Raw genomic sequence first — 26,588 nt, forward strand, 5'->3', positions numbered from 1 at the left:
CCTGTCCTACATATGTCCTGCGCTTCTTGCGCCGTAAATGTAGAAAGAGCGCTGAATGCACAGAAAGGCGTAAAGAATGCGGCGGTCAACCTGGCTGCGGCAAATGCAAACGTGGAATTCGATCCCAGCGAAATTACTCCCGAGGAGATGCAGAAAGCAGTGCAGGACGCCGGTTATGACTTGGCGATCGGTGACGAAAACAATCCGGAACGAGTGGAGCAAATCCGTTCGGAGGAACGGAGTCGTTTGAAAAGGAAGACAATCGCAGCTATCCTTTTGGCTGTGCCTTCTGTTATCATCGGTATGTTTCTGATGCATATGCCTTATGGAAATTATATCCAGTGGGCCTTAGCTACGGTCGTACTCTTCGGTTTCGGCTCTTCCTTTTTCATCAATGCCTGGAAGCAACTGCAGCATAGGACGGCTAACATGGATACCCTGGTGGCCTTGAGTACCGGTGTGGCCTACTTGTTTAGCGTGTTTAACACGCTTTTCCCTTCCGTGTGGTTGGAGAGGGGTGTGGAGCCGCATGTTTATTTCGAGGCGGCCATTGTCATCGTCGCTTTTATCCTGCTGGGCAAATATATGGAAGAAAAAGCCAAAGGGAATGCTTCGACGGCGATCAAGAAATTGATGGGTCTGCAGCCCAAGACAGTGACCGTTGTCAGGGAGGGAGAACGCCTTCTTTCGATCCCAATAGGAGAGATCGTGAAAGGAGATATCCTTGCTGTCAAGCCGGGTGAGAAAATTGCGGTGGACGGAGTGGTGCTGAGCGGCACTTCCTATCTGGACGAGAGTATGTTGAGTGGAGAGCCGATCCCCGTGCTCAAAGAAGAGAGCGATCCGGTTTATGCCGGGACGCTGAACCAAAAGGGGAGTTTCCGTTTCCGGGCGGAGAAAGTCGGTTCCGAAACATTGCTCGCCCAGATCATCCGGATGGTGGAGAACGCGCAGGGAAGCAAGGCGCCGGTACAACGGTTGGTCGATAAGATAGCTTCCGTTTTTGTGCCGGTAGTGATCGGCATCGCGTTGTTGTCTTTTCTGTTATGGTTGCTGCTGGGGGGTGAAAACGCCTTGACACAGGCACTCCTGGCTTTAGTCACCGTCCTGGTAATCGCCTGTCCCTGTGCGCTTGGGTTGGCTACCCCGACCGCCATTATGGTCGGCATCGGGAAAGGGGCCGAGAACGGTATCCTGATCAAAGATGCGGAAAGCCTGGAACTGAGCCGGAAGATCAATGCCGTCGTGCTGGATAAAACCGGTACGATTACGGAAGGAGTTCCTCAAGTTACCAATGTTTTCTGGCTGCATCCGGAGCAGGCGGATGCTGCCATGCTGGTTGCTTTGGAGATCCGTTCGGAACATCCGCTGGCGGATGCCATCGTTTCTTATTATCCAGATAAGACCTTGCCTTCCTTATCCGACTTTGAGAATATTCCGGGCAAGGGAGTCCGGGCACGGAAGGAAGATTGCTGGTACTTTGCCGGCAGCCGTTCGCTGTTGGAAGATTATTCGGTTGAAATAGCTCCGGAAATAGATGCGGCGGGAGAGCGTTTCAGTGAAGAAGGCAAGAGCTTGGTTTGGTTTGCTTCCGGTGGAAAGGCGGAGTCTGTCTACGCCGTATCGGATCAGGTAAAGACGGGTTCCCAAGCGGCTGTTACCCGTTTGCATGAGATGGGTATTGAAGTCCATATGCTTACCGGAGACAATGAAAAGACAGCCCGGGCAATCGCTTCGCAAGTAGGTATCCTTCATTACAAAGCCGGTATATTGCCCGACCAAAAGGAGTCTTATATCCGCGAATTGCAGTCTGCCGGAAAGGTCGTGGCAATGGTTGGAGACGGCATTAACGACAGTGCCGCCCTTGCGCGCGCAGACGTCAGCATTGCCATGGGACGGGGCAGCGACATTGCTATGGAAGTGGCCAAGGTAACCCTGATTTCGTCCGACCTAAACAAAATCCCCCAGGCGATTCGCCTTTCGGAGCAGACCGTAGCGACTATCCATCAGAATCTTTTCTGGGCGTTTATCTATAACCTGATCGGCATACCGATTGCCGCCGGTATCCTTTATCCGGTGAATGGATTTCTCCTGAACCCGATGCTGGCTGGAGCGGCCATGGCCCTGAGTAGCGTAAGTGTAGTAACAAACAGCCTCCGGCTGAAATGGAAAAAATAGAGATACCGCATGCAACTTTTAGCCTATGCTTCTTCTCTTGTTTGCTTATTTTACTTATAAAATGTCAGTTAAAAGATGCGATTGCCATTGGAGAATTCGGTAATTATCAATATTTTTATACCGCAAAAACCAGGGAGTGTAAATCATATCATCCAATACATCTTTTAAGAGATACTCTATCTGTTTTGTGTAGAGGGAAATAATAGAATCATAAGAAATATGAGAAAGTTGAGGAATGTCCTTTTTTATATCGTCATTATCGGTGGCTTTACAACCCTAATGTATTGGATTATTGCAAGGGGAGGAGCCTTGGAGACCGGCCGGAATGTCGTATCCCAGTCTTCGGAGAATACGCCTGTCCAGGAGTTTATAAACTCTTTGCTTGATAATCTGCATCATTCGATCGGGCTGCTGATTTTACAGATTATTACGATCATTCTTATTTCCCGTTTCCTGGGTTGGATATTCAAGAAAATCGGGCAACCGATGGTGATTGGTGAGATATTGGCGGGAATTGTCTTAGGACCTTCTTTGCTGGGAGCTTTTTTTCCCGAGGTCTCCGGTTTCCTATTTCCCGTCCAGTCTTTAGGAAATCTTCAGGTATTGAGCCAGATCGGCCTGATCTTGTTTATGTTTATCATTGGGATGGAACTGAATCTTAAGGTTTTGAAAACGAAAGCGCATGATGCAGTGGTGATAAGTCATGCCAGCATTATCATTCCGTTTGCATTAGGAGTAGGGCTCGCTTATTTTATTTATCCCGGGCACGCTCCGGAACATATTAAATTTTCCTCGTTTGCCTTGTTTATCGGAATCTCAATGAGTATCACTGCCTTTCCCGTCCTTGCCCGTATCATTCAGGAAAGAGGCATTCATAAAACGAAATTGGGGGCTGTTGTCATTACCTGCGCGGCAGCGGATGATATAACGGCATGGTGCCTGCTGGCTATAGTGATTGCGATCGTTAAGGCCGGCGTGGTGCTGAGCGCCTTGTTTACTATTTTCTTTGCCGTTTTGTATGTCCTCTTTATGCTTAAGATTGTCCGCCCTTTCCTCAAGCGGATCGGCGAACTGAGCCAGTCAGGAGAGCAACTTAATAAATGGTTGGTCGCCCTGTTCTTCCTGGTCTTACTGTTTTCTTCCTTTATTACGGAAACAATTGGGATCCATGCGCTTTTCGGCGCTTTTATGGCGGGAGTAATCATGCCTGAAAATATTCGGTTCCGCTCTTTGTTTATAGAGAAAATAGAAGATATTGCCCTGGTTCTATTCTTGCCTCTTTTCTTTGTTATCAGTGGATTGAGGACGGAAGTTGGTCTGCTGAATGATCCTTTTTTATGGAAAATAACCGGATTGATTATTCTGGTGGCTGTCGTGGGAAAATTTGTCGGAAGCGCTTTGGCCGCTAAGTTTGTCGGGCAGAACTGGAGGGATAGCCTGACTATAGGAACATTGATGAATACACGCGGGCTGATGGAACTGGTTGTGTTGAATATCGGTTACGACCTGGGGGTACTGAATGCGGAAATTTTTGCAATGATGGTGATTATGGCATTGGTGACCACCTTTATGACTGGTCCTTCGTTGAACCTAATTCAGAAAGTATTCAAGTCGGACGACGGCGCCTTTGATGGAAAGAAGAACGATCTGGCAAGGCACCGGTTTCTGCTCTTCTTTCGTACTCCGCAGAAAGGGGCCGCGTTGCTCAAAATCGCTAACGGATTGTCCCGGAGAATCGAGAATCACACGTCCTTTACGGCCCTTCATTTAAAATCTCCGGACGGCTTGCATCATATGAATGTCGAAATATATGAAAAGGAGAGTTTTGCTCCGATTCTGGCAGAAGCAAATACATTGGGACGTAAGATCATTCCTATTTTTAATATTTCAAATGAAATCGTATCCGAGGTGGTGCAGATTGCTAATAAAGGAGAATATGATTTACTGTTGATGAATCCGGAGGAATCTATTTTTGAGGGGAGCCTGCTTGGAAGGGTTCTTGGCTTTACGACTCAGATCGTTCATCCTGAAATGCTTATTAATACGGTTACCGGTAGAGATAAAATGTTCAAAAGCTTCCTGATCGATACCAATACGCGGGCAATACTGAACAGAATTAAAATGCCTGTCGGTATATTGATTGATAAACAGTTGGAAGGGCTTAACCATGTTTTTGTCACCCTCTTTAACCCCAATGACGTATTCTTGCTCTTTTACGTTCGCAAGTTGATTCGTAATGCCGAATCAAAAATCTTCCTGTTAAATGAAACTGAAACCGGCGAAGACGGCATTTCTGTTATCGACGACCCAATCCGGCAACTACTGGAAGATGCTCCGAACCATGTACAGCTGGTTGACAAGCATTTTATAAATGACGGTTTCTGGAATGAGCCGGACTTGATCCTTGTGAATCTGGAATACATCGACAAGCTGTTTTTGTTGGATGAAAAATGGTATGATAAACTTCCTTCCATTCTTCTTTTTTCTCGTGGCAAAGGCGAATGATTCCGGCTTTCGATTTATTTAGAATAATTTGTTCAAAATCTTACGGGATGAGCCATGAAGTTCTTACTTTTACACCTTCAAACACGTTATTTCAAATGTATAGATGGAAAAAGACACCGTTCAGCAAATAATTTCTCAGGGAAAAAGGTTGCTCTCTGTTCTGAAAGCTATTATAAATAAATGGATTACACAATATAAGTCCTATTATAAACGCTCTAAATGGTATAAAAAGATTGCGATCTTGTTTGTCACTTTTCTGGCTGCAATCTTTATCTATCTGATAATGGTAGACCTTAATTTCCTTTGGCTGTTCGGTAAATCACCCGGGTTGTCGGTCGTCAATGCACCGGTACAGAATGTAGCTTCCGAACTCTACAGTGCGGATGGACAGTTGTTGGGAAAATATTACCGGGAGAACCGGACGCCGGTTAAGTTCGAAGAGATCTCGCCGGTATTGATCAAGACGCTGATCGCTACTGAAGATGAGCGCTATTATAACCATTTTGGTATCGATATACAAGGCCTTTTTGCGGCCTTCAAGGATATGCTCCGGGGAAATGCCAGGGGCGCCAGTACGATTACGCAGCAGTTGGCCAAGAATATGTTCAAGGTGCGATCCCAGTATTCCACCGGGGTGCTGGGAATCATACCGGGTATCAGCCTGCTTATCATGAAGTCGAAAGAATGGATCCTGGCTTTGAAGCTGGAGGCCTTTTATGATAAAAACGAAATCCTGACCATGTATTTTAATACCGTTGATTTCGGAAGTAATACATACGGAATCAAAACGGCCTGTTCCTACTATTTTAATACGACTCCGTCTAAGATCACGGTCGAACAGGCGGCCACTTTGGTCGGACTACTCAAAGCGACGACGACCTATAGCCCCCGCCTGAACCCTAAGAACAGCTTGGCGCGCCGGAATGTCGTGCTTGCCAATCTGGTAAGAAAACGGATTCTAACGCCGTTGGAATATGATTCGCTGAAACAGATTCCTATCATTCTGGATACGAACAACGCGATGGTCGATACGCTGGCTCTTTACCTGAAAAGCGAAGTCGCGGAAGTCTTGAAAGAATGGTGCGAAACAAACAATATGGATCTTTATGGCGACGGCCTGAAGATCTATTCGACCATTGATTCCCGGATGCAGCATTACGCTGAGTTGGCCGTGGATAAACAAATGCGAGTCGTGCAGCGTAATTTTGACAATCATTGGGGGAAGCAGGCTCCCTGGAGGGATGAAAACGGGCAGGAGATACCCGGCTTTATTGAAGATCTTGCCAAACGGACTACGACTTACAAGCATCTACAGGAACGCTTTCCTCATCAACCGGATTCGATCGATTATTATCTCAATGAACCGCATCGTCTGAAAGTATTCGATTATGATTTGGGAACAAGGGATACCACGCTCAGCACGATGGATTCCATCCGTTATATGGAACGCTTTATGCATACCGGTTTTGTTGCGATCGAACCGCATACCGGCTATGTGAAGGCTTGGGTAGGGGACGTGGGCTTCGGTTCTTGGCAGTATGATAAGGTAACTGCAAAGCGCCAGCCGGGCTCCACTTTCAAGCTTTTCGTTTATAGCGCCGCTTTCAACCGTGGGATGTCTCCTTGTGAAACCCGGGTGGATCAATACATCGATTGGGAAGTGATGGATAAGGGTAAACTGGTCCGCTGGGCTCCCCATAATGCGGATGGCGTTTATACGGGAGATACGATGTATCTCAAAGCTGCTTTTGCCCGTTCGATCAATACAATTGCCGTGCAGTTGGCAAAAGAAATAGGGGTCGATTCGATCATACAGACGGCTTATGCGATGGGAATCAAAACAAAACTGAATGCGACTCCTTCGGTGTCTCTCGGCGCTTCGGACGTATCTTTGTTGGAACTGGTCGATTCTTATTGTACCGTCATTAACGATGGTATGCAACAGGATCCGGTATTGGTTACCAGAATTGAAGATAAGGATGGGAAAGTACTTTATGAGCATAAGCCTTCCGCCAAACAAGCCGTTCCCTATGAAACCGCCTTTCTGATGACCGAATTGTTGCGCGCCGGCTTGTCGGAGCCGGGCGGGACAACCCGGGCGCTCTGGAGTTTCAATCTATTCAATTATGATACGGATTTCGGAGGGAAGACGGGAACGTCCTCCAATCACTCGGATGCCTGGTTTGTCGGGGTGACACCGAAGTTGGTCGGTGGGGCATGGGTTGGCGGCGAACACAGGAGTGTCCATTTCCGTACCGGCATGTTGGGACAGGGAAGCCGTACGGCATTGCCGATTTTCGGTTATTTTATGGAGCAGGTCTTAGCCGACAAAAGCTTATCTTCTTATAGAGGGCGTTTCCCAAAACCGAAGCAACCGATCAGCCGGGAGTATCAATGTCAGACTCCCGAACCGATTGAGGCGGATACTTTGGAAATGGATAGTTTATCGTTAGATGAAGGCCTCGAACTACTGAAGGTCGAGGGTAGTAAAAAGGATGAACAGTTCGTCAGATAGCATTGAATTATTCAGGCTAAAATAATCCGGAAAAACAGTTATCTTTACCCTTTTTGAAGCGAATGCGATCAATCTGAAAATAAATTCGAGTGATGACAAAGGCCGTTTTCTTGCTTGCTTTTCTCTCTTTCTTTCTCAACCTACCTCTGGGAAAATGGAGAAGCAGATACCGGAAGTTTACCCTTCCCTGGTGGCTGTTGATCCATGCTTCCATCCCGGTGTTGATTCCTTTGCGTTACTATCTGCAAACGCCAATATATACCATACCTCTTTTTATTCTATTGGCTGTGCTCGCCCAATACCTCGGTGCGAGGAATGATATGACGAAAATGAGGGAATAACTTCTTCCATAATTCTATTTCATATTTCTGTCAGGTCGGATTCATTTATCAAGCTATCCTTTATCCTCAAATGTTGCGTTAAGTATTTATAGAATTTATGTAAAGCTTTACATAAGCATTTAGAATATCCAAAACGGTTTTTGCAAAGGTGTAGGGAACATAGTTGGTTTTCATAGCTTTTTTCGAATTCACTCTGTGTATCTTCTTCCTTTCACAGTAAAAGCCATGGTTCCTAAATCCAATCCGCCCTCGTTTATTTATATCTTTAATCTATTGAAAAAGAAGAGAGTTGTTTGTTTAAAACAATGCATAGGGTATCAATATTCAAATGAAATCATTACGCAGTTGAATCCCAATTTTAAAACCATCTTCTGTAAGAACTATTTGGAAAATATCCTATAGAGGGGATTTATAATAACAATACTGTCAAGTTCTGGCAGAATTCTAAATACAAAGTTTTCAGAATCATTGGGCCGTTTAAAGTAACTCTCTTTACATTCTATCCGATATTGATTATCTCTAAATTCAGCTTCAATAATATTTTTCCCAACATTCTTGAATGGCATTTTTATATTATTGGCTACGCAGTTAAGCTCCAATGCCCATAGAATATCTTTTTTGTCGCAAGATATTCCTATGCAATTTTCCGAAAGTCTTATTAAGAAAAAACATTGTAGTCCTCGAGCCTTGCACCTAATTTGAACAGATGTGTCATCAATTTGATTAACAATAGGGTCTTCAAGTATGATTTCCGATGATTGTTCTTTTGGGTTCAATTTAACTAATCTTAGTCCTGCTATATTGGTTTTATTGCTCCACTGGAAACCATCAACAACAGGGAGAGTTTGATAAACACTCGTTGTCGTAGTAACATTATTTTGAAAATATTCGGATTTTATATTTTCGTCAAAAAAATGTATATCTCTAAATCGAAATGAATCGTTACCCCAAAGTAAATTAGCTCTGTAAAATCGGCTATTATACCAAACTGTTTTGTTATTTTCTCGTTTATAATCATTTAATGCTGAAATGGTTATAGGTGGGGGCGTCGGGTATTTTGCCTTAAACCATCTTGAGGTTTCCAGGAGAGTTTCAATACGAATGACATCTATTGCCCTCAGCGAATCCAGTTTCTGGACTTGCATGGTTAATCCGTCTTTTATCAGTGCCCAGGTAAATGAATTCTCTTGGCCGGCCTGAACATAAGAAAAATTTAGACAAGGAGCATTAAATGCCGATTGAAAAAAATAATCGACCCATGCAGGGTTAGCTCCACTGTCTTTAAATACAGTTTCTAATGATTCTACTGATTGACAAGTTTCGCCTAAACCATTATCGTATTGATAGATAGGATCACTACCCAACATCCTGAATATAGGTACGGGAATTTGATTTTCTGCGCTCTGTGCCGGCATATACGCATTTATTTTGCTAGGATAAAATGCATTATTCCAATATCCTCCCCAAAGGCTGTATCCATCCGTTCCTATTTGATCCTTCATATTACAAGAACCTTCAATGCCATATTTTTTGTACATATATCCTAATGAATGAGAGTCAATAAACCAGCACCCTACAACCTTAGGATAATATCCGAATATGGATTTGAATTTATCCATATATACATCGATCAGTTTTTCCCTTTCTTTAGGAGTATACCCAATAGCAAAGCCAACATTTACATGCCAGTCCTATTCATACCGGCCTCTCCATTTCAGTCCTGCCGCCTCCGCATGGGGTTGAGTAATTTCCCACCAAGCCCCTATTAAAGAGTTGGGCGGTATACTATCTTTCAGTAATTGTTGATAGCGAGGATTTATAAGTGCATCGTATTGTAATAGAAAAGTGCCTGGCATATTATATTTTTTATATAATAGTATTTGCTGTCTTACTGTTTCTACTAAGACATCCTCGGTTATAGCGCTGTCGCGAGGTTCACTTTGTCTAATAAAGTTTATTAAGTTTACAATTCGTTCAGGTTTCGTGTTTTCTCCGGCCATATTTTCCGAAGATATAGTTTTCATAGGATGCAATAGAGCCAATAATATGATGGTATAATAGGGTAATTGTTTCATAATGTGTTAAAAATAAATTTCTTCTTAATTACCAAAAGCATTTAGCTTTCCTTCGTAATATTCTTTTGACGGGAAAACTTTATTGATATCATCACCTTTATACAGAAGGATGTAGGAGGAATTGAATTCGCTGTGTCCCTTAACTTCTATGTGTATGGAAAATAGGTTTGATTTCATTTTAGGAATGCTGATATTCGCAGTTGGACCTTGTAGATTTTTAAAATTCTCAGTACCAGGAAAATTCCAGGACAATATTTCTAATACATTACCGTCATACTGCATACTGACTTTGATCTTCGATTTTCCAACTTTCTTGTAGCTATCATTAAGCATAAAAAGATCACAGGCAAAGTTTTCTCCTTCTTTCCATTCAAATTTGGGAATTCTTATGCTTGCCAATATTGAACGGCATGCATTAGCTACATGATAATAGGCTGGTTTCACTTCATTTGGCCAGTTTATTATACTATTATTGACAGCAGAAGGCCATGGTTCCTGATAACACCAATTAAGAGCCATGCTACAGTATGGTTTTTGCCTCCTCGCTTCTTCATAGATATATTTCAACCCTTCGCATTGAATTAATTGGCTATATTGAACCAGTTCTTCCAATGATTTTATGGTTCCAAAATACTTCTCAAGAGTCGGCATTTCTAACCAACTATCTTCGCGCCAAGCTCCCATTGCATGATGAATTTCCCATGTAGTACCAGATTTAGGAGGGAATAGTTCTTTTTCGGGTATAAAACTTTTCAATACATTCAGATTCGATACCCCAGGTACTCCAAATTCAGTATAGGCTGTTTTATTTGCCTCAGGCATCCATTGAAAAACCTCCTCGTTTGTTTCCTTATCATATAATAAATAATGTCCGTGCCCCATGCCATAAGCAGGAGATGTATAAATAAAAGGAGTTTTGGGATCAAGTTCGTAACATATACTATTCAGTAGGCGAAGAGCGAATGATTGTTCAGTCATGCCGCTCCAACTATTGAATAATTCATTTCCTCCCGACCATATGGCCAGGCAAGGATGATTTCGTCCCCGTTCAACTATTGACCTTGCTTCTTGTTTTAATACATTCAGATATTTGGGCTCGTTTGGATAATAGTTACATGCCAATGGAAATTCTTGCCAAACCAATATTCCTTGCTCATCGCAAATATTAAAGAATGACTCCTTATTGACAATTCCTCCACCCCAAACTCTAAGAATGTTAAAATTTGCATTCTTAGCCAAAAGAATTTGTTCAAGATATCGTTCGTGAGTAATCGTTCCGACAAATACTTCCGGATGTACCCAATTGGTGCCTTTTGCAAAAATACGAATGTTATTCACCTCCAGGCAAGCCGGGGCCCTATTACGAGTTACAGGCAATGGAATATGCCTGTCCCATTCACCTTCATTCATTACTAACTTTATCTGACGAAATCCGATTTTGCTGCCGTATTCCTCTATTACTTTATGGCTTTTATCAATTAAACACATCTTACTTTGATACATATTGGGATCGCCATAGCCGCTGGGCCACCATAAAACAGGATCTTTTATTTCAACGTCGATCTTCTGGATATTGGAAGAAAATATACCTTCCTTTGTTAAAACAACTTTCCCTTCCGGATCTATCAGACTCCATTTATAAGAACAATCCTCTAAACCTATTCCTGTAATATTTGCATTAATAAATACATTATCAAGTTTATTATTTAGGTCATAATTTATAAATAGATCAGAGATCCTGATTGGATTACGAACAACGAGACGGGTATCATCCCAAATTCCGCGTGTCACAAGTCGAGGATGCCAGTCCCAACCATAGCTCACCGCTGGCTTGGCACTCTGACGTGCATTACGTCGATATAAGCTTGGAGACTCGTCGAATGAGAATCCTAAATCGGGGACAGGGAAAATAATTATTTTCAATTCATTATTCTCATTAAGATGGTCTGTCAGATCAATATCAACATAGGAAAACATACCTTCTTGTTCCCAGATTGTCTGGCCATTCAATATAATTTTGAATTGGTAATCAATGCCTTTTGAGAAAAAATATAAATGTTGGCCATTGTTCAAATCTGGTTTTTTGAAATCTGTTTTATAAGTAAAATAGACATCCTCCATCCAGTCAAATTGCTTGACATTATCTCCCCAATACCATGGTTGTCTATATTTTTCAGCCTTCATTATATCCAATTGAACTGCTCCGGGGACAGAGGCTGGCACCCATTTGGTTGGTAATTCTTGCTCCGTTTTGTGATAACCAATCTCCCATTTTAACTGGGGAGATTGGCTTGCTGTAGGAGTTAAGTATGCTCCTGAAAAATAAATTACTAGTACTATTTGTTTGATAATCTGTTTATTCACGTTACGATGTTGTTTCAAAGAATACATGGAAATTAAAGCTCGCAAAGGAATTGTTGCAACCTTACCTTTCTCCGGATATATTTCCTATAGGATACATAAGTGTAAGAATATGAATTTATAGGTTCTCTCCCGGAACAATCGCATTATGTTTCTGAAGTAATTTCCGGATATCTTCAGGGATTACTTTCAACGGTGTCACATTTTGCTTGCATGCTAATGCTGCTGCAGCTCCTGCTGCTTGTCCCATCCCCATGCACGATGCTTGTACGCGAAGTGCGGAGTTGGCTAACCGGTCACTGCTGACACACCGCCCGGCAACTAATAGATTTTGACTATTCTTTGGTATCAATGCACGGAGTGGAACGGTTGCTACTTTGTGTTCATTTAAATGTTTCGGGACAACTCCTTGTTCATCGTGTAAATCGATCGGATAAAAGGAATAGGAAAGGGAATCTTCGAAAACTTTTCCGTTGACATAATCCTCGTGTGTTATCTGATACTCTCCGTCTATTCGATAAGTTTCCCGTACGGCAGTTTCCGGTTGCATAGATACTAATTTCGTTTTTTCACAACCGGGCAATGTCCTTAAAAAACGGAGCATTTTTAATAAAGAAGAACGCCCTTTTATATTCGCAATAGTGTGCGTTTCCGAAGTGGTAGAATCAGCTCCGAGTATATGCTGGATATTATCCCCCTGATTTTGCAGTAAAGCCGCAATACTTCTAAATTCTGTTTGGGATATTTCTTTTTTCTTTATCGCTTCCTCATATTTAGCTTGAATCAGCTTCATGTCTAATTTATCGATATCGTATTCACCAATTTTAAACTGTAAAGTACCCGGTTGTATTTCATCTTCCCGAAGCACTTTAAAGCCGCTCAATGCTGTTACAAACCCGTTGCCGGTACAATCAATCAATTGTTTTGCCCGTATATGAGTGTGAGTCCCTTTTCCTACGGTTTTTACATTCCACCTACCGTTCTCCCAGGTCGCTTGCGTCGGAGTTTCATAGTACCGGATTTGTACGCCTGCTTCCTGACATTTTTCTTCGGAAAGTAAAGCATATAAATAAGGATTTAACCGAATCTGATGCTTCCAATGAGCGCGTCTGGTCGGAATGTTAAAATCCGGGAAAGTCCCGTCACCCAGTTGTATCGTATCGGAAATCAACTCCCAGCCGATTCCGGCAATTATTTGTTTACCCCATGCATGAAATAAGCCTGGAAAAGCGACCCCTCCGGTGGTAGTAGTTCCGCCCAATTGACTTCCGTTTTCTACTAGGATAGTATTACAACCGGCCCGTGCAGCCTGAATCGCCGCTATTGTTCCTGCAGTTCCTCCCCCGACAATTAATACTTCTGTCTCGATTTCTTTACGAATCTCTTTATATTCTACAGGAGAGGCTATGCTTACTTTAGGTATTACACTACTTAAAGAAATGGCCCCTACCGTTTTCAACATTGTTCGTCTTCTCATGATATTTTATTTTAATGGATATTCTTATCAACTCTAATTTATCGATTATTTATTAGTAACCCGGGTTCTGGTCGGTCTCCGGATTGAGCGCTTGATTGTAATTTAATTCGGAAGAGGGGATTGGCCATAAGTAAGCCTTTTCAGGAATCGTTACTTTTTTTGCTTCTCCGATAATTGCAGCCGCTTTTCCTGTTCTTTTCAGATCATACCACCGTTTCCCTTCAAATATGAATTCATAAGCCCGTTCTTGTAAAACCAGATCTTGGAACGATTGGACATTATAATCACTTTGTTTAAAGTCAACCGGAGAAACTGTTTTCGGATCAAGTCCATAAGCTCTGCGATGTACTTGATTCAATATTTCCATCCCTTCTGCCGTAGGCCCATTGCCTGCCAGACAAGATGCTTCTGCATAAATTAATAAGGCATCGGCATAACGCAATAGGGGCAAATCATTTCCTGCTCCGAGACTTTTATCTACGGCTTCCGTATCTGCATATTTTCCACAGACCATGGTGGTTGTACCCAATCCGAAATTAATATTATCCCAAAGCCGTTTCCTCAGATCAATATCATCCCAACGAGTAAAAAAGATGTTCGTATTATCTCCGTAATGAGCATATGCTCCTCCATAATTAAAACACCCTGAAGTTTCATGGTTGAGTACCCATAATATCCAATTGCCAAACCCCACTTGACGAGTATATTTGATATAGAATACCTCTTCTGTACTGGTAACCAGATCGGGACCAAAGATGTTTTTCCGTATATCATCTTCAGATGTTACCTGGACAAGCGCATATTTGTTCGATTTGATTACTTCGTCAGCTTTATTCCTTGCTTTTGCATATTCTCCAAGGGTGAGGTATACGTCGGCCAGAAGCGTTTTGGCGGCATAAATACCCGGCTTCCCCGATTTGGAGGGTATTTCCGGAAGGTAATTTTCTGCATACTCCAAATCTTCAAGTATGAACGCGTAAATATCAGTGACCGATGATTTGGCAAGATCTCTATCCTTCAAATTAGTTTCCGTCCTAAGCGGAACCGAACCGTAATTCCGCACTAAATGATAATAAGCTAATGCCCTCAGAAAACGGGCTTCTGCTACGAACTTTTCAACATCTGCCTCAGAAATCTTTTCATTCACTTTTGTGTTTTGGATGACAATATTGGCATTACGGATGATGAGATAAAAGTTTGTCCAATAGGAACTCATCTCATCTATACTGGTGAATCCTTGTACATTATTAAGGATAGACCTTGTGCCTCTGCCATATCCCCAATCCGTATGAGTGTCTAACCGAACGATTAATTCTGCCCAGACACTCCCTTTAAAAGGTAAATACGCTGCATTAATAGCCGTTTCTACTTCTTCCGGGGTAGAATAGAATAATTCACCTGCAACGGTTTTCGGTTTCTCTTCCAACAAATCATTACAAGAGATTAGCGTCATCAGACATATAATAATTAAGAAGAATAAACTTCTATTTAATAAAATCTTATTCATTTGTAAATATATTATTTTGATTTGTTTTTTGAATTATTAGAATCGAGCGCGCAGGCCAAACGTGAAGGTCTTGTAATTTGGATATACATTATCGTCAACGCCCAGTACTGTTGAATTTGAACCTCCACGAGCATTTACTTCGGGATCCCATCCTGAATAGTTTGTCAAAGTCAGCAGATTCTGAGCACTTGTATAAATCTGTAACGATTTTATCCAGTTTACTCCTATCTTATGAATCGGAAGTTTGTAAGTCAGTTGGATATTCTTCAGTCTCAAATAGGATCCATCTTCAACAAAACGATCGGACACTTGATATTTTGTGTAATAACTGATTTTAGGATATTTGGCATTCGGATTGTTTTCCGACCAGTGGTTATATAATACATCCCTGATCATATTCAAACCGAAACCATAATCGTATGCATACGACACTTTACTGATGTTCATCAGATCATTTCCGTAACTACCTTGAATAAAAATGTTCAGTTCAAAATCTTTCCAAGACATGTCTGAGCGGAAACCGTATATAAAATCGGGATTGGGATTACCGATATAAGTCTGATCACCTTGTGTGAAAGCCCCGTCTTCCTTCAGATCCTTATATTTGATATACCCTTTTTCATCGTATCCGTCTTCTTTATATCCGTAGAAAATACCTATTGGTTGTCCTTCCCGTAGAATATTTATGTTTCCGCTTAAAGATAGAGCTCCGGAGCCAGGCCCTAAAATATCTTCTCCATTGTATAGTTTTACAACTTTGTTTCGGTTGAATGAAATATTAGAGTTGATATTCCAACGGAAAGGCCCATTCAGTAGCAGAGCATCCAAACCTAGTTCTAATCCTCTGTTTTGAACTTCTCCTACATTCTGGACTGTACTTGTCCAGCCCAAAGAAGACGGAAGTCTGACGGTATTTAATAAATCCTTTGTGTTTTTTATGTAATAATCCACGGTAAGGTTTAGCCGGTTCTTCCATAATCCCAGATCAAATCCCGCGTTGACCTGCCGGGTCGTTTCCCATTTCAAATTTCCGGGTAAATTCGTTCCTGGTGCAAAGGTTGAGTTTAAGGCATCATCAAAGACGACTTTATCTGAAGAAAGCTGGTTTAATGTCACATACGGATTGATCGCCTGACTTCCGGTTGTTCCCCAGCTTGCCCGTAGTTTCAGATTGGATATGACTCTATTATCTTTAAGAAATTCTTCCTCTGAAACCCTCCACGCTAAGGCTGCCGACGGAAAATAACCCCATTTGTTTCCTTTACTGAACTTAGAAGAACCGTCGGCACGGAAACTTGCCGTAAATAAATATTTGTTCGTCAGATTATAATTGATTCTGGCCAAGTAAGATAATAATACAGATTTAGTATAGCCGCTTCCCGGTATGCCGGGAACTTCGCCTGCGGAAAGATCATAACTTTCAAAATTATTACTTAAAAATCCCGAACTACTACCTGTTAAGCTCGTATTTACAAAATCCTGGTAAGTGAATCCGGCTACCGCTGATAAGGTATGGATATCATTAAATGTATTCAGGTAACTGATGGTGTTTTCATTAAGGAAACTGGTATATTGGCTCGTGCTTACACTCGCAGAACCGTTAGAGCGGTAAAAGTTAGATGTTGTAAAATTATCCGTCCTGTCATCTCTGTTTTCCACACCGCCCGATACCTTAATCAGTAAACTTTCTACCGGCTTATATTCTATCGCGGCATTAATGAGTGCGACATTGGCTTTGATGTGTGAAGAGGTCTCTTTGATAAAATTAAGCGGATTGATAATGTCGGTTGCTACAAAGGGATATGCGATCGCTAAAGTCGTATATGCGCCACTCTCGGTGTATGGAGAAAGAGTAGGGGACGCTCCCAAAGTCGAACCAATTAGGGATGTTCCTCTGGATCCTCCTCCGCTATCTTTTCGGTCCGTCTCCATACGGGATAAGGTCGAAGATAAAACAATTTTTAAGTTCTTATTAAACGTATGATCAATATTCGTACGGATACTGTAACGGTCATAATTACTGCCTTCAATGATTCCTTCTTGATTGTAAGTACTACCCGAAATAGAATACCTGGTTTTTTCGCTTCCTCCGCTCACATTGAGTGAAGTCGTTAAAAGCGGAGCCTGCCGGAAAGTCAAATTCTGCCAGTTTGTACCTACCCCGAACTTATTAATCTGGTCAGCTGTAAAATATTCTTTTCCCGTATCATTCAGTTGTTGTATGTTATAGAATGTCGCATATTCCTGAGCGTTCATCAAATCCATTTTAGAGATAATGGATTGTGAGCTGTAACTCGTTTCAAAATCAATAACAGTAGTGCCGGTTTTACCCTGTTTTGTTGTGATAATTACAACTCCGTTGGCTCCTCTTGATCCATATATTGCAGTCGCTGAAGCATCTTTAAGAATTTCAATGCTTTCAATATCCGAGTTGTTTAGAATGGTTTGATTGGCAACGGGAAAGCCATCGATTACATATAACGGCTCATTGCTTCCTTGTATAGAATTCGCTCCTCTTATTCGGATACTCATCGTTGCTCCGGGTGCTCCGGAATTTTGCATGACTTGTACTCCTGCCGATTTTCCCGATAAAGCCTGCATGACATTGGTAGAAGGATAATTGTTAATTTCTTCACTCTTGATCTGATCGATTGATCCTGTCAGGTCGCTCTTTTTCATTATGCCATATCCTACGACGACTACCTCGTTTAACGACTGCTGTTCTTCCTGGAGTGTGACGTTAAAGGATGTTTTCCCCTTGGAGTCTATGGATTGTTTTTGATATCCGATGTAAGAAAACTCCAAGATGGCATTTTCAGGGATGTCGTTTAGGTAGAAGTTCCCTTCAAGATCAGTAGAAATACCTCTGGTCGTTCCTTTTACCGTTACGGCGACTCCGATCATCGGGTCTCCGTTTTCATCGACAATCTTTCCACTGACGTTTTTCCCGGAAGGAGTTTGATCTATTATCGATTCAGCCATTTTAGCTGCATCCTTGTTGTTCGTTACGATGACTTGTTTCCCGTTAATCCGATAGGAATAGTTCAATGGACCTAAAGCTTTATTCAAGACACTCTCTATGTTCTCATTATGAGCTCGTATGGATACGTTTTTTCGTGTGTCTACTTCCTTCTTGTATAAGAAAACGAACTCCGTGTGGCTTTCAATTTCCTGAAACAATTGTTCAAGCGTAACATTTTTAAGCTCTAAGGTTACGCTTGTGCTTTGGGAATAACTCTTCCCTGCAAACGCGTAGCAGAAAAAACCGGAAAGAAAGAGTATGATAGTTGTTTTCATAATCTTCGGTAAAAAACCTTTTTTAAGCTTTTTGATTTCAATAATAATAGTATTCCTCATACATTTGAAAGATTTTAATTAACATTCAGTTTTGTGATTAAGATTTGGGACCGTATAATAGTGCAAGTATTATGCGGTCTTTTTTTAGTTCCGTATGTAAAGCGGGAATTGGTTAGTCGCTATGAAAGCGTAAACAAATGCTGTTTTTCATGTCATTCAATTTTAGATTTAATGTTAATAAATTATAGTATGTACACTCTATTCAATAAAGACTGTTTTATCCTCCACTTTATAAGAAAAATTACTGGAGTGAGCCAAGTTGTCTAATACAATTTTCAAAGAATCGTTCAAATCAAGCTTCCCCTTGTAAATTTCTTTACTCATATCCAAATCCGGATCGGTTTGTTGGATGGAGACGTTATAATATCTGCTTATCTTTTTGAAAATGGCATCCAATGTTTCATTTTCTAATTTTATAACACCATCTTTCCAGCAAGTATATTTATAGGTGTCGACTTCTTTGATGGAGACTATTCCGTCTTCCCGGATAAAGGCTTGATTGGGCGCTATTTTGCTATTGAATTTACCGGATGAAACCTCGACGGATCCTTCTACTAAGACAATGCTGTGAACTTTGTCATTGTTATAAGCCGAGACATTAAATGTTGTTCCCAATACAGAGACATTTATGTCTTTGGTCCGGACTATGAAAGGTCTGCCTGTTTCTTTGGCAACGGTCAGATAGACTTCCCCGTCAACATAAATTTCCCTTTTGTTTTTCTTAAAAGTCTTGGGATAAATTAATTTGGAGCCTGAATTTACCCATGCTATAGTCCCATCGCTGAAATTAATGGAAGTACGTTTCCCATTGGGTACAAGTAACTGGATATATTCGTCTTCTATTTCTGAGGATTTCATTTTCTCTTCATTTCCAATTAAAATGTCTCCGGAGGATGTTTGTACAATCTTCTTGTTTTCATCTACTTTCACATGGGTATATCCGGAAGAAAGGCTAATCTCTTCTATATTCAAGGATGTAGAATCCAAAAGGGCAAAAATTTGTTTTCCCGTCATATTTTCCTGATATTTATAGAGAAAGAACGTACTTGTTATAAGCGCCAGAATACAAGCGGCTACGGCTGCTCGAAGGATAATTGAACGGCGCTTTCCGACTTTAATCTGATTCTTTAACTGTTTGTATTTCTTTTCTATAAAATCATCGGAAAGTTCGATGTCCTCCACTTTCATATAGAGAAGCAATGTGGCTGCAGAACGAATCAGTTCTTTTTTATCAGGATATTCTTCCATGAGAGAACGGACTCCAGATTCTTTCTTCCCATTGATTAGCCGGTTAAAATCCGGATCTAATAAGAAGTCTTCTATTACTGTATGATTATGAAAATTTCCCATAAATCTTATCTTCTGATTGCTTTACTAACAATACAATCGAATCTTTATTTTGTAATCACTTTATGGGATTTTTTTTCATCTTTTTTCATTAAGATGAAAATGAATAAAAGTTAACCCTTTCTAATCAGTTTATTGTAATAGGGGAAAAAGAAGAAGATATTTGTGGTTTTTTCGGATTTTGTCAATAGCCCGATAGGCTAGATTGCGTGCGGCTTGTTCGGAGAGTTGCATGACGGATGCAATTTCTTCATAGTCCATTTGTACGAGAAATTTGAGGTAAATGATTTCCCTTTGGCGTGAGGTAAGGCTGTCAAGGATTTGTGCTATTTGTTTTTTTATTTGTTCTTGTTCTTCTGTTTCTTCCAACGGATTGTTTTCGACTATATAGTCGAAATAAAAAGAGTCTATTTCATCGATTTGCAACTTACGTCGAGAGATCTTTTCATTGTTTAAATAGCTATTTCGTATGGAGGCAAATAGGAAAGCCAGGAGAGTTGTAGCTGTTTTAATTTGTTCCGGCCGGGTATACAATTTAATGAATAGCTCCTGAATCGTGTCTTCCACCAAGTCAGAAGTCATGCCAATATTTATGCCATAAGTATAAAGCTTCCTATAACAAACTTTATACAATTGGGAAAAAGCGCCTTCCTCACCGTCGAGAAATGCCTGCCATAATTCTATTTCTTGATTATTGCCGGATTCATTCATGCATTGGCTTTTCACTATGACAAATAGTATTGACTTTTATTGTTGTTTCAATTCTGGCTCTTTACTTCTGGATAACATGTCGAAAGATAATTTCTTTTTTTGATTTGTCAAAGGTATAATTAAAATTTCTGAACTGGGGGGGTGACTTCTTTTTTATCTGCCTATCGATTTTCTTTTCAAAGCGGAAGACATCATTGCCCTTTATGAAAAGGTGCAGCCTTCCGGTGATACGGTGGTCGCCGATAAAAGTAAGGAATGCGTGAAAAAATCACTGGAAACGATGGGTTAATATTTTACGGATAGGTTAAATGTATGATTAATAGTCGTTCTCCAGATAGCTATGGATTAGGCGCGGAATAGCGTAATGTTCCAGTTCCTCCGGAGGAATCGGCCGGTAGGCGTTATCCGGGCGTAAGGGAGAAGCAAGCTCTATCTTATAGAAAGAAGCGTACAGGATTTGGTGGGACAATACATGCTTGACGCCGGTTTTACTGCTGAGCAGCGTAAGCGGGATCTCCGGGGGAAGCAGCCTGGCAAAGGCCTCCATGCGGCTTAATGCGGCGAAATCGACGGACGATTCAGTTTCGATCAAGGGGAATTCATACAATCCTTCCCAAATGTCTTTCCCCGAGCGGCGGTGCAGATAGGTTTGTCCTTTATATATCAGATATAGATAGTTGAAATAACGGTTCCTCGTTTTTGTTTTGTGTTGTTTGAAGGGCAGCGACTGTACCTTCCCTGCATGAAAGGCCATGCAGTAGTCTTCGAAGACGCAATGCGGGCAGTCCGGGTTTTGCGGGATACACTGCAAGGCTCCGAATTCCATGACCGCCTGATTCTGGATCCCGGCTTTCTCCGGATTCAACAGCATCTGTGCCAGTTCGGTGAACTGTTTTTTGCCTTTACTCGAGTCTATCGGGGTGTCGATGGCAAATAACCGGCTTAATACCCGGTAGACGTTCCCGTCTACCACGGGGTAGGGCTCGTTCCAGGCAAAGGAGACAATAGCCGCCGCCGTATATTCACCGATTCCTCTTAGCGATAGGATATCCTCATAGCGGCATGGGAAGTGCCCGCCGAAACGTACCATGACTTCCCGGGCGGCTGTATGCAGGTTGCGGGCGCGGGAATAATAACCCAATCCCTGCCAATATTTGAGAACTTCTTCTTCCCGGGCCTCCGCCAGGCTTTTTACCGTGGGGAACCGTTCGGTGAAGCGACGGTAATACTCCAGACCTTGCGCTACGCGGGTCTGCTGCAGTATGATTTCAGAAATCCAGATCAGGTAAGGATCCTTCGTTTCGCGCCAGGGAAGTTCTCTCTGATGCTGCCTGTACCAGTTTATGAAGATTTCACTTATTTTATATTTGTCTTTTGCTTGCGTCATTGCAAAATAGTTGTATCTTTAAAGTTGATAACGTTTTTTTCTTTGGCGAATGCAAACATACAGAGATAATCCGGGAGGCTTATTCTTTTTTTATGAAAAAATGAGATACATTTCTTTTCAGACTAGAATAAAAAGCTATATATTTGCAATCCAAAAAATTAATGTAGTTTAATCATATAATATTTATCAACATGACAAAAGCAGACATCGTAAGTGAGATTTCGAAGGGTACAGGTATTGATAAGCAGACAGTACTAGCGAGTGTCGAATCATTTATGGAGATCGTAAAAGGCTCCTTAGCTGAAGGGGAAAACGTCTATTTAAGAGGTTTCGGTAGTTTTATCGTTAAAAAGAGAGCACAGAAAACGGCTCGTAATATCTCGAAAAACACTACGATTATCATTCCGGAACATAACATCCCTTCGTTTAAACCGGCACGGGTGTTTTTGAATCAAGTAAGTAACAATAACAAATAAGAGAATTATCAATTAACAAAAAACAAAGTAAAAATGCCAAGCGGAAAAAAAAGAAAAAGACATAAAATGTCTACGCATAAGCGCAAAAAAAGACTTAAAAAGAACAGGCATAAAAAGAAATAATGTCTGATTAAGTAGAGAAAAAAGAACAAACTTAAGAAAAACAATTAGGTTTGTTCTTTTCTTTATTGAGTAAACAGTTTTTTTAAATAACATCATTTTATATTGTGATAAGTGAATTAGTCGTTGATGTTCAACCCCAAGAGGTAACAATTGCTGTACTGGAGGATAAGAATGTTGTGGAGCTTCAGAAAGAAGCACGCAACGAATCGTTCGCTGTCGGTGATATCTACCTTGGACGAGTCAAAAAGTTGATTCCGGGTTTGAACGCCGCTTTCATCGATGTAGGATATAAAAAGGATGCATTTCTTCACTATTTGGACTTAGGACCGAATTTTAACACCCAGCTGAAGTTTCTGAAACAAGCATTGGGTGATCCTAAAAAACAACCTGTTATCTCCAAATTACAGATCTTACCGGAAATAGAAAAGGAAGGTAGTATCAGCGATGTCCTGAAAGCAGGACAAGAAGTGCTGGTGCAGATTGCCAAAGAGCCGATCTCTACAAAAGGACCGCGTCTGACTTCCGAACTTTCCTTCGCCGGACGTTTTCTGGTACTGATCCCCTTTGCAGATAAGGTTTCTGTCTCTACCAAAATAAAATCGGGAGAGGAGAGGGCCCGGTTACGACAGCTTATTCAGAGTATTAAGCCAAAGAATTTCGGTGTGATCGTACGTACGTCTGCCGAAGGCAAACGAGTGGCGGAACTCGATCATGAATTAAAAGCTTTATTGAAACGTTGGGAAGATAACATCACCAAACTGACCAAAGCGAAAGCACCTGCTATCATTTACGAAGAGACAGGCCGCACCGTCGCTTTGTTGCGCGACATTTTCAATCCTTCTTTCCAACACATCTATATCAATGATAAAGATGTCTATAACGACGTAAAGGCTTACGTGACTCTCATTGCTCCCGGTCAGGAAAATATTGTACAATTGTATTCCGGCGATCTGCCTATTTTGGATAACTTTGGAGTTACCAAGCAGATCAAATCATTATTCGGACGCACCGTAACCTATAAAAGCGGTGCTTACCTGATTATCGAGCACACGGAGGCAATGCATGTGATCGACGTCAATAGCGGCAACCGGGCGAAGGGCAGTGATGCCCAGGAGAAGACCGCTTTCGATGTCAATAGCGCGGCTGCGGACGAGATTGCCCGCCAATTGCGCCTGCGTGATATGGGCGGTATTATTGTGATCGACTTTATTGATATGGCAGATCCGGGAAACCGGCAGAAATTGTTCGAGCATATGAATAAGGCCATGGCCAATGACCGAGCCAAGCACAATATCCTGCCGTTAAGTAAATTCGGTATCATGCAGATTACACGCCAGCGGGTACGCCCGTCTTTGGACGTAGAGACGACAGAAAATTGTCCGACCTGTTTTGGTACAGGTACGGTTAAACCTTCCATCTTGTTTACCGACAGCCTGGAAGGGAAAATCGATTGTTTGGTGAACAAACATCATGTGAAGAAATTCAGCCTTCATATCCACCCCTATGTGGCGGCGTATGTGAATAAGGGCCTTTTCCCGTTAAGTTTACAATGGAAAATCAAGTATTCCTCCGGAATCAGGATTATTCCGAATCAGAGTTTAGGCTTTCTGGAGTATCGATTCTATGATAAAGACAAGAACGAACTCGATATGAAAGAGGAAAAAGAACTTAAAGGGAACTAAAATTCAAAAGGGTGGCTTAAAGAAAGTCACCCTTTTTTCTTCCTATCCCTGCCTTTTTTTAAAATTAATTAGTTCTTTACCTGAATTCGTAATTAAATCGACAGACCATTTTGTAATAACTATGGAACTTAGAATTCCACTAAGGCAATCTAACCAGTAAATTTTCAGATACATCCCAATTACTAATGCGAAAATAGCCGTTAAGCTGGTTAACCCATCCGCTAATACATGTATATATGCAGAATGAATATTCGGATCGTAATGGTTGTCATGATGAAGGAATAAGGCACTTAGTCCATTTACAAATAAGCCAATGACGGCAACTATGATTGCTTCCGGGAATAAGATGTCAACAGGATTTAAGAGCCGTATAACCGATTCGACTGCCATAATTACGGCAACGATTTGCAATATAATGGCACTTGTGAAGCCGGATAAGGCCAGAAGTTTCTCTTTATTAAATACGTATTTTTCTGTTTCGGAATACTTCCTTGCAACATAATAGGCAATCCATGTGAGTCCGAGGGCAAAGACATGCGTTGCCATATGCCAACCATCTGCTAACAAGGCCATCGAATTAGTCCAATAGCCAAATGTAATTTCGATAATCATGGTGATGGTTGTCAATATGACAACCCACTTTGTTCTTTTCTCATTACTTTGGGCCTGAGTCTCTGTCTGTGTATTTTTGTTCATTCGAATTTTATTTTGTATAAACTAATGCAAGGTACTACAAAACTGTTTTTCTTATTAACTATACAGCCGATTTTTTATGAATCCTACTTAAGAGAGGAAATAAAAAGAGGAAATAGCTAATATGTAGCTATTCCCTCTTGTTTTATTGTTCCGGTTTATTTCTTTAAATGTAATCGCATAAGGCTTTGAAGTAACCGATCGATTCGGCAATTCCCAAGAATGGATCTTTCATATCCTTTTCATATTCCAGACTGCACATTCCGGTATAATTAACCTTGCGTAATGCCTTGATGAAGCCGGGGAAATCAATTTTTCCACGTCCTACTTCGATGCCCTTTCCCGCCTTGGAAGCTTCGGTTACATCTTTAAGATGGATGTCGAATACACGAGTGTGGTACTTGATCAAATCCGCAACCGGATCGCGTCCGTTCCGCAAATCATGACCGATGTCCAGACACATGCCGATACGTGGATCCAGATCTTTGGTGTGATCCCATACATCCTTTGCATCCGGATATGTCTTGATGTCCGGCCCATGCAGGTGAATGGCATAGTTGAAATCGTATTCTTTTACTTTCTTGTCCACGTAAGGAAGCAATTCGTAGTTCGGAACACCGACAATCGTCTTAACGCCTACTCGTTTGGCATATTCGAATCCATTGTCGATTTCCTGTTCACTTTTCATGTAGATCGGTCCTACGGCATAGCCCGTAACACCGTATGCTGCACATTTTTCGTGGAAAGCCTTGATTTCTTCCGCCGTACTTTTTAAGGGCAAGTGGAAGTCTTTGATGCAGAGATAATGTACATCCAACTGTTGTAGAGTTTTCAGCGTCGTATCCAAGTCAAAATTAACAAAAGTAAAGCCTGCCATACCCAGCTTAAAAGGGTTACTCGCTTTCGGCCTTTGGGCTTCCACCGCAAAGGATGTCGCTTTTAGCAACGGCGCGGCTCCCAGCATCAATGCGCCGGTCAATCCTTGTTTAAAAAAAGTTCGTCTGTTTTGTTTCATGGTGTTCTCCTATATATAGTTTAAAAAATACTTAATGTTTACGCACACACATCCTGCTTCAAAGATAAAAACTTGATTTCAATTCCCCACGAATCCAATAAAGTTTTATACTTTTTTATACTACCAATGAACCCCCGGAGAAAACTATGTTTTTTCTTCTCCGGAGATCATTATCATTCAACTGCTCTAAACACAGAGTTAAATAAATTAACGAGCAGAAAACAGTCACTAAATTAATAGCCCGGGTTCTGTTCCCATTTCACACCAATATTCAGGTCCATCTGCTCTTGCGGTATTGGCCATAAGACATGGTAATCCTGAATGTTCAATCCCGGATTCTTAGGATTATTATTGTATTTCCGTACTCTTTCCAATAACTTACCGGTTCTTCTCAACACGAAGTGTCTACAATCCTCTCCATAGAGTTCGCGTACCCGTTCGTCCAGTAGATAGTCGATATTAATGTCTTTTAATTCAGCAGGTTTGGCGTGAGATCTGATTCTTATCGCGTTTATGTCCGCTGCGGCTAAATCTATTTTTCCTAAAGCAATATAGGCTTCCGCTCTTGAAAGATAGGTTTCTGCCAATCGCATTACATAGACGTCTTTATAAACAGCACCTCCTCCAGAGGTAGGAGCATTATCGACAATATGGCAAGGATCAGCAAACTTCATAAAGAATGGATAGATATATTGGCAAGTATCTCTGATAGGATCTCTTCCCGCCGATGGCGGATATAAGCTGAAATCGATTTTCATCCCGTCATAAATTGATTCCGGATTATCAAAGTAGAAATCTCTTTTGATATTGTGGCGGGCATTCCGAATATCGTTGTCCC

The 26,588-nt window shown here is 41.4% G+C and carries 19 protein-coding genes (1 of these 19 running past the window's edge); 7 read left to right on the forward strand and 12 right to left on the reverse strand.

Features of this window, described 5'->3' with window-relative positions; translation table 11 throughout:
• The 5 genes from BQ8014_RS06440 to BQ8014_RS06460 form a co-directional block, all read left to right on the forward strand.
• Positions 1-37, forward strand: partial view of a heavy metal translocating P-type ATPase gene (locus tag BQ8014_RS06440; RefSeq protein ID WP_080903649.1) — the final stretch only. It extends 1,643 nt beyond the left edge of the window; 37 of the gene's 1,680 nt are visible here — the last part of the coding sequence; the start codon falls outside the window, past its left edge; its stop codon occupies positions 35-37.
• A complete protein-coding gene (locus BQ8014_RS06445; protein ID WP_080903650.1) occupies positions 13-2,178 on the forward strand; it encodes a heavy metal translocating P-type ATPase in 2,166 nt (721 codons plus the stop codon). Before BQ8014_RS06440 ends, BQ8014_RS06445 begins: the two co-directional genes overlap by 25 nt.
• 219 nt (positions 2,179-2,397) lie before the next feature.
• Positions 2,398-4,683: a cation:proton antiporter domain-containing protein gene (locus BQ8014_RS06450; RefSeq protein ID WP_080903651.1), complete on the forward strand. Its 2,286-nt coding sequence runs from the start codon at positions 2,398-2,400 to the stop codon at positions 4,681-4,683.
• 103 nt (positions 4,684-4,786) lie between these two features.
• Entirely contained in the window at positions 4,787-7,198 is a 2,412-nt protein-coding gene (locus tag BQ8014_RS06455; RefSeq protein ID WP_080903652.1) for a transglycosylase domain-containing protein, read from the forward strand.
• A 92-nt stretch (positions 7,199-7,290) separates the two neighbouring features.
• On the forward strand, positions 7,291-7,539 hold the full coding sequence (locus BQ8014_RS06460) for a hypothetical protein (protein WP_139785090.1): 249 nt from the start codon (positions 7,291-7,293) through the stop codon (positions 7,537-7,539).
• 380 nt (positions 7,540-7,919) lie between these two features.
• On the opposite strand, the gene BQ8014_RS06470 is transcribed toward BQ8014_RS06460, so the two are convergent.
• The 9 genes from BQ8014_RS06470 to mutY all read right to left on the reverse strand — a co-directional run bounded on the left by BQ8014_RS06470 (position 7,920) and on the right by mutY (position 21,761).
• Positions 7,920-9,158, reverse strand: coding sequence for a hypothetical protein (locus BQ8014_RS06470; protein WP_139785091.1), 1,239 nt, complete (start codon positions 9,156-9,158; stop codon positions 7,920-7,922).
• Between the two features lie 72 nt (positions 9,159-9,230).
• Positions 9,231-9,614, reverse strand: coding sequence for a hypothetical protein (locus BQ8014_RS18960; protein WP_087880492.1), 384 nt, complete (start codon positions 9,612-9,614; stop codon positions 9,231-9,233).
• Between the two features lie 24 nt (positions 9,615-9,638).
• Entirely contained in the window at positions 9,639-11,978 is a 2,340-nt protein-coding gene (locus tag BQ8014_RS06475; RefSeq protein ID WP_160150045.1) for a glycoside hydrolase family 2 protein, read from the reverse strand.
• Positions 11,979-12,093: 115 nt separating this feature from the next.
• Positions 12,094-13,452 (reverse strand): FAD-dependent oxidoreductase, encoded by a 1,359-nt coding sequence (locus tag BQ8014_RS06480; protein ID WP_080903656.1) that lies wholly within the window; start codon positions 13,450-13,452, stop codon positions 12,094-12,096.
• 52 nt (positions 13,453-13,504) lie between these two features.
• Entirely contained in the window at positions 13,505-14,959 is a 1,455-nt protein-coding gene (locus BQ8014_RS06485; RefSeq protein WP_080903657.1) for a RagB/SusD family nutrient uptake outer membrane protein, read from the reverse strand.
• 36 nt (positions 14,960-14,995) lie between these two features.
• Positions 14,996-18,256 carry a TonB-dependent receptor gene (locus BQ8014_RS06490; RefSeq protein WP_080905854.1) on the reverse strand — a complete coding sequence of 1,087 codons (3,261 nt, stop codon included), beginning with the start codon at positions 18,254-18,256 and terminating at the stop codon, positions 14,996-14,998.
• A gap of 258 nt (positions 18,257-18,514) precedes the next feature.
• Positions 18,515-19,666 (reverse strand): FecR family protein, encoded by a 1,152-nt coding sequence (locus BQ8014_RS06495; protein WP_080903658.1) that lies wholly within the window; start codon positions 19,664-19,666, stop codon positions 18,515-18,517.
• A 129-nt stretch (positions 19,667-19,795) separates the two neighbouring features.
• Positions 19,796-20,374 (reverse strand): RNA polymerase sigma factor, encoded by a 579-nt coding sequence (locus BQ8014_RS06500; RefSeq protein ID WP_080903659.1) that lies wholly within the window; start codon positions 20,372-20,374, stop codon positions 19,796-19,798.
• Positions 20,375-20,690: 316 nt separating this feature from the next.
• Positions 20,691-21,761 (reverse strand): A/G-specific adenine glycosylase, encoded by a 1,071-nt coding sequence (mutY, locus tag BQ8014_RS06505; RefSeq protein ID WP_080903660.1) that lies wholly within the window; start codon positions 21,759-21,761, stop codon positions 20,691-20,693.
• A gap of 191 nt (positions 21,762-21,952) precedes the next feature.
• Here mutY and BQ8014_RS06510 point away from each other — a divergent pair, with 191 nt between their 5' ends.
• Together BQ8014_RS06510 and BQ8014_RS06515 are read left to right on the forward strand one after the other, a co-directional pair.
• Positions 21,953-22,237 (forward strand): HU family DNA-binding protein, encoded by a 285-nt coding sequence (locus BQ8014_RS06510; RefSeq protein ID WP_080903661.1) that lies wholly within the window; start codon positions 21,953-21,955, stop codon positions 22,235-22,237.
• A 227-nt stretch (positions 22,238-22,464) separates the two neighbouring features.
• Positions 22,465-24,042, forward strand: a complete 1,578-nt coding sequence (locus BQ8014_RS06515) for an Rne/Rng family ribonuclease (protein WP_080903662.1) — start codon at positions 22,465-22,467, stop codon at positions 24,040-24,042.
• A gap of 42 nt (positions 24,043-24,084) precedes the next feature.
• Here BQ8014_RS06515 and BQ8014_RS06520 read toward each other — a convergent pair whose 3' ends face one another.
• The 3 genes from BQ8014_RS06520 to BQ8014_RS06530 form a co-directional block, all read right to left on the reverse strand.
• Positions 24,085-24,738, reverse strand: a complete 654-nt coding sequence (locus BQ8014_RS06520; RefSeq protein WP_080903663.1) for a cation diffusion facilitator family transporter — start codon at positions 24,736-24,738, stop codon at positions 24,085-24,087.
• Positions 24,739-24,901: 163 nt separating this feature from the next.
• Entirely contained in the window at positions 24,902-25,750 is an 849-nt protein-coding gene (locus BQ8014_RS06525; RefSeq protein WP_080903664.1) for a sugar phosphate isomerase/epimerase family protein, read from the reverse strand.
• A gap of 233 nt (positions 25,751-25,983) precedes the next feature.
• Positions 25,984-26,588: RagB/SusD family nutrient uptake outer membrane protein (locus BQ8014_RS06530; protein WP_139785161.1), on the reverse strand; the 605-nt coding region annotated here is incomplete at its 5' end.

The organism is Parabacteroides sp. Marseille-P3160 (genome assembly GCF_900162725.1).
Lineage (GTDB): Bacteria > Bacteroidota > Bacteroidia > Bacteroidales > Tannerellaceae > Marseille-P3160.

Bases quoted from the DNA above. Each gene is read 5' to 3' on its own strand.
- BQ8014_RS06470 (WP_139785091.1), bottom strand. From the start codon at position 9,158: ATGGATAAATTCAAATCCATATTCGGATATTATCCTAAGGTTGTAGGG.
- BQ8014_RS18960 (WP_087880492.1), bottom strand. From the start codon at position 9,614: ATGAAACAATTACCCTATTATACCATCATATTATTGGCTCTATTGCAT.
- mutY (WP_080903660.1), bottom strand. From the start codon at position 21,761: ATGACGCAAGCAAAAGACAAATATAAAATAAGTGAAATCTTCATAAAC.
- BQ8014_RS06495 (WP_080903658.1), bottom strand. From the start codon at position 19,666: ATGGGAAATTTTCATAATCATACAGTAATAGAAGACTTCTTATTAGAT.
- BQ8014_RS06445 (WP_080903650.1), top strand. From the start codon at position 13: ATGTCCTGCGCTTCTTGCGCCGTAAATGTAGAAAGAGCGCTGAATGCA.
- BQ8014_RS06455 (WP_080903652.1), top strand. From the start codon at position 4,787: ATGGAAAAAGACACCGTTCAGCAAATAATTTCTCAGGGAAAAAGGTTG.
- BQ8014_RS06490 (WP_080905854.1), bottom strand. From the start codon at position 18,256: ATGAAAACAACTATCATACTCTTTCTTTCCGGTTTTTTCTGCTACGCG.
- BQ8014_RS06500 (WP_080903659.1), bottom strand. From the start codon at position 20,374: ATGAATGAATCCGGCAATAATCAAGAAATAGAATTATGGCAGGCATTT.
- BQ8014_RS06485 (WP_080903657.1), bottom strand. From the start codon at position 14,959: ATGAATAAGATTTTATTAAATAGAAGTTTATTCTTCTTAATTATTATA.
- BQ8014_RS06480 (WP_080903656.1), bottom strand. From the start codon at position 13,452: ATGAGAAGACGAACAATGTTGAAAACGGTAGGGGCCATTTCTTTAAGT.
- BQ8014_RS06510 (WP_080903661.1), top strand. From the start codon at position 21,953: ATGACAAAAGCAGACATCGTAAGTGAGATTTCGAAGGGTACAGGTATT.
- BQ8014_RS06450 (WP_080903651.1), top strand. From the start codon at position 2,398: ATGAGAAAGTTGAGGAATGTCCTTTTTTATATCGTCATTATCGGTGGC.
- BQ8014_RS06460 (WP_139785090.1), top strand. From the start codon at position 7,291: ATGACAAAGGCCGTTTTCTTGCTTGCTTTTCTCTCTTTCTTTCTCAAC.
- BQ8014_RS06525 (WP_080903664.1), bottom strand. From the start codon at position 25,750: ATGAAACAAAACAGACGAACTTTTTTTAAACAAGGATTGACCGGCGCA.
- BQ8014_RS06520 (WP_080903663.1), bottom strand. From the start codon at position 24,738: ATGAACAAAAATACACAGACAGAGACTCAGGCCCAAAGTAATGAGAAA.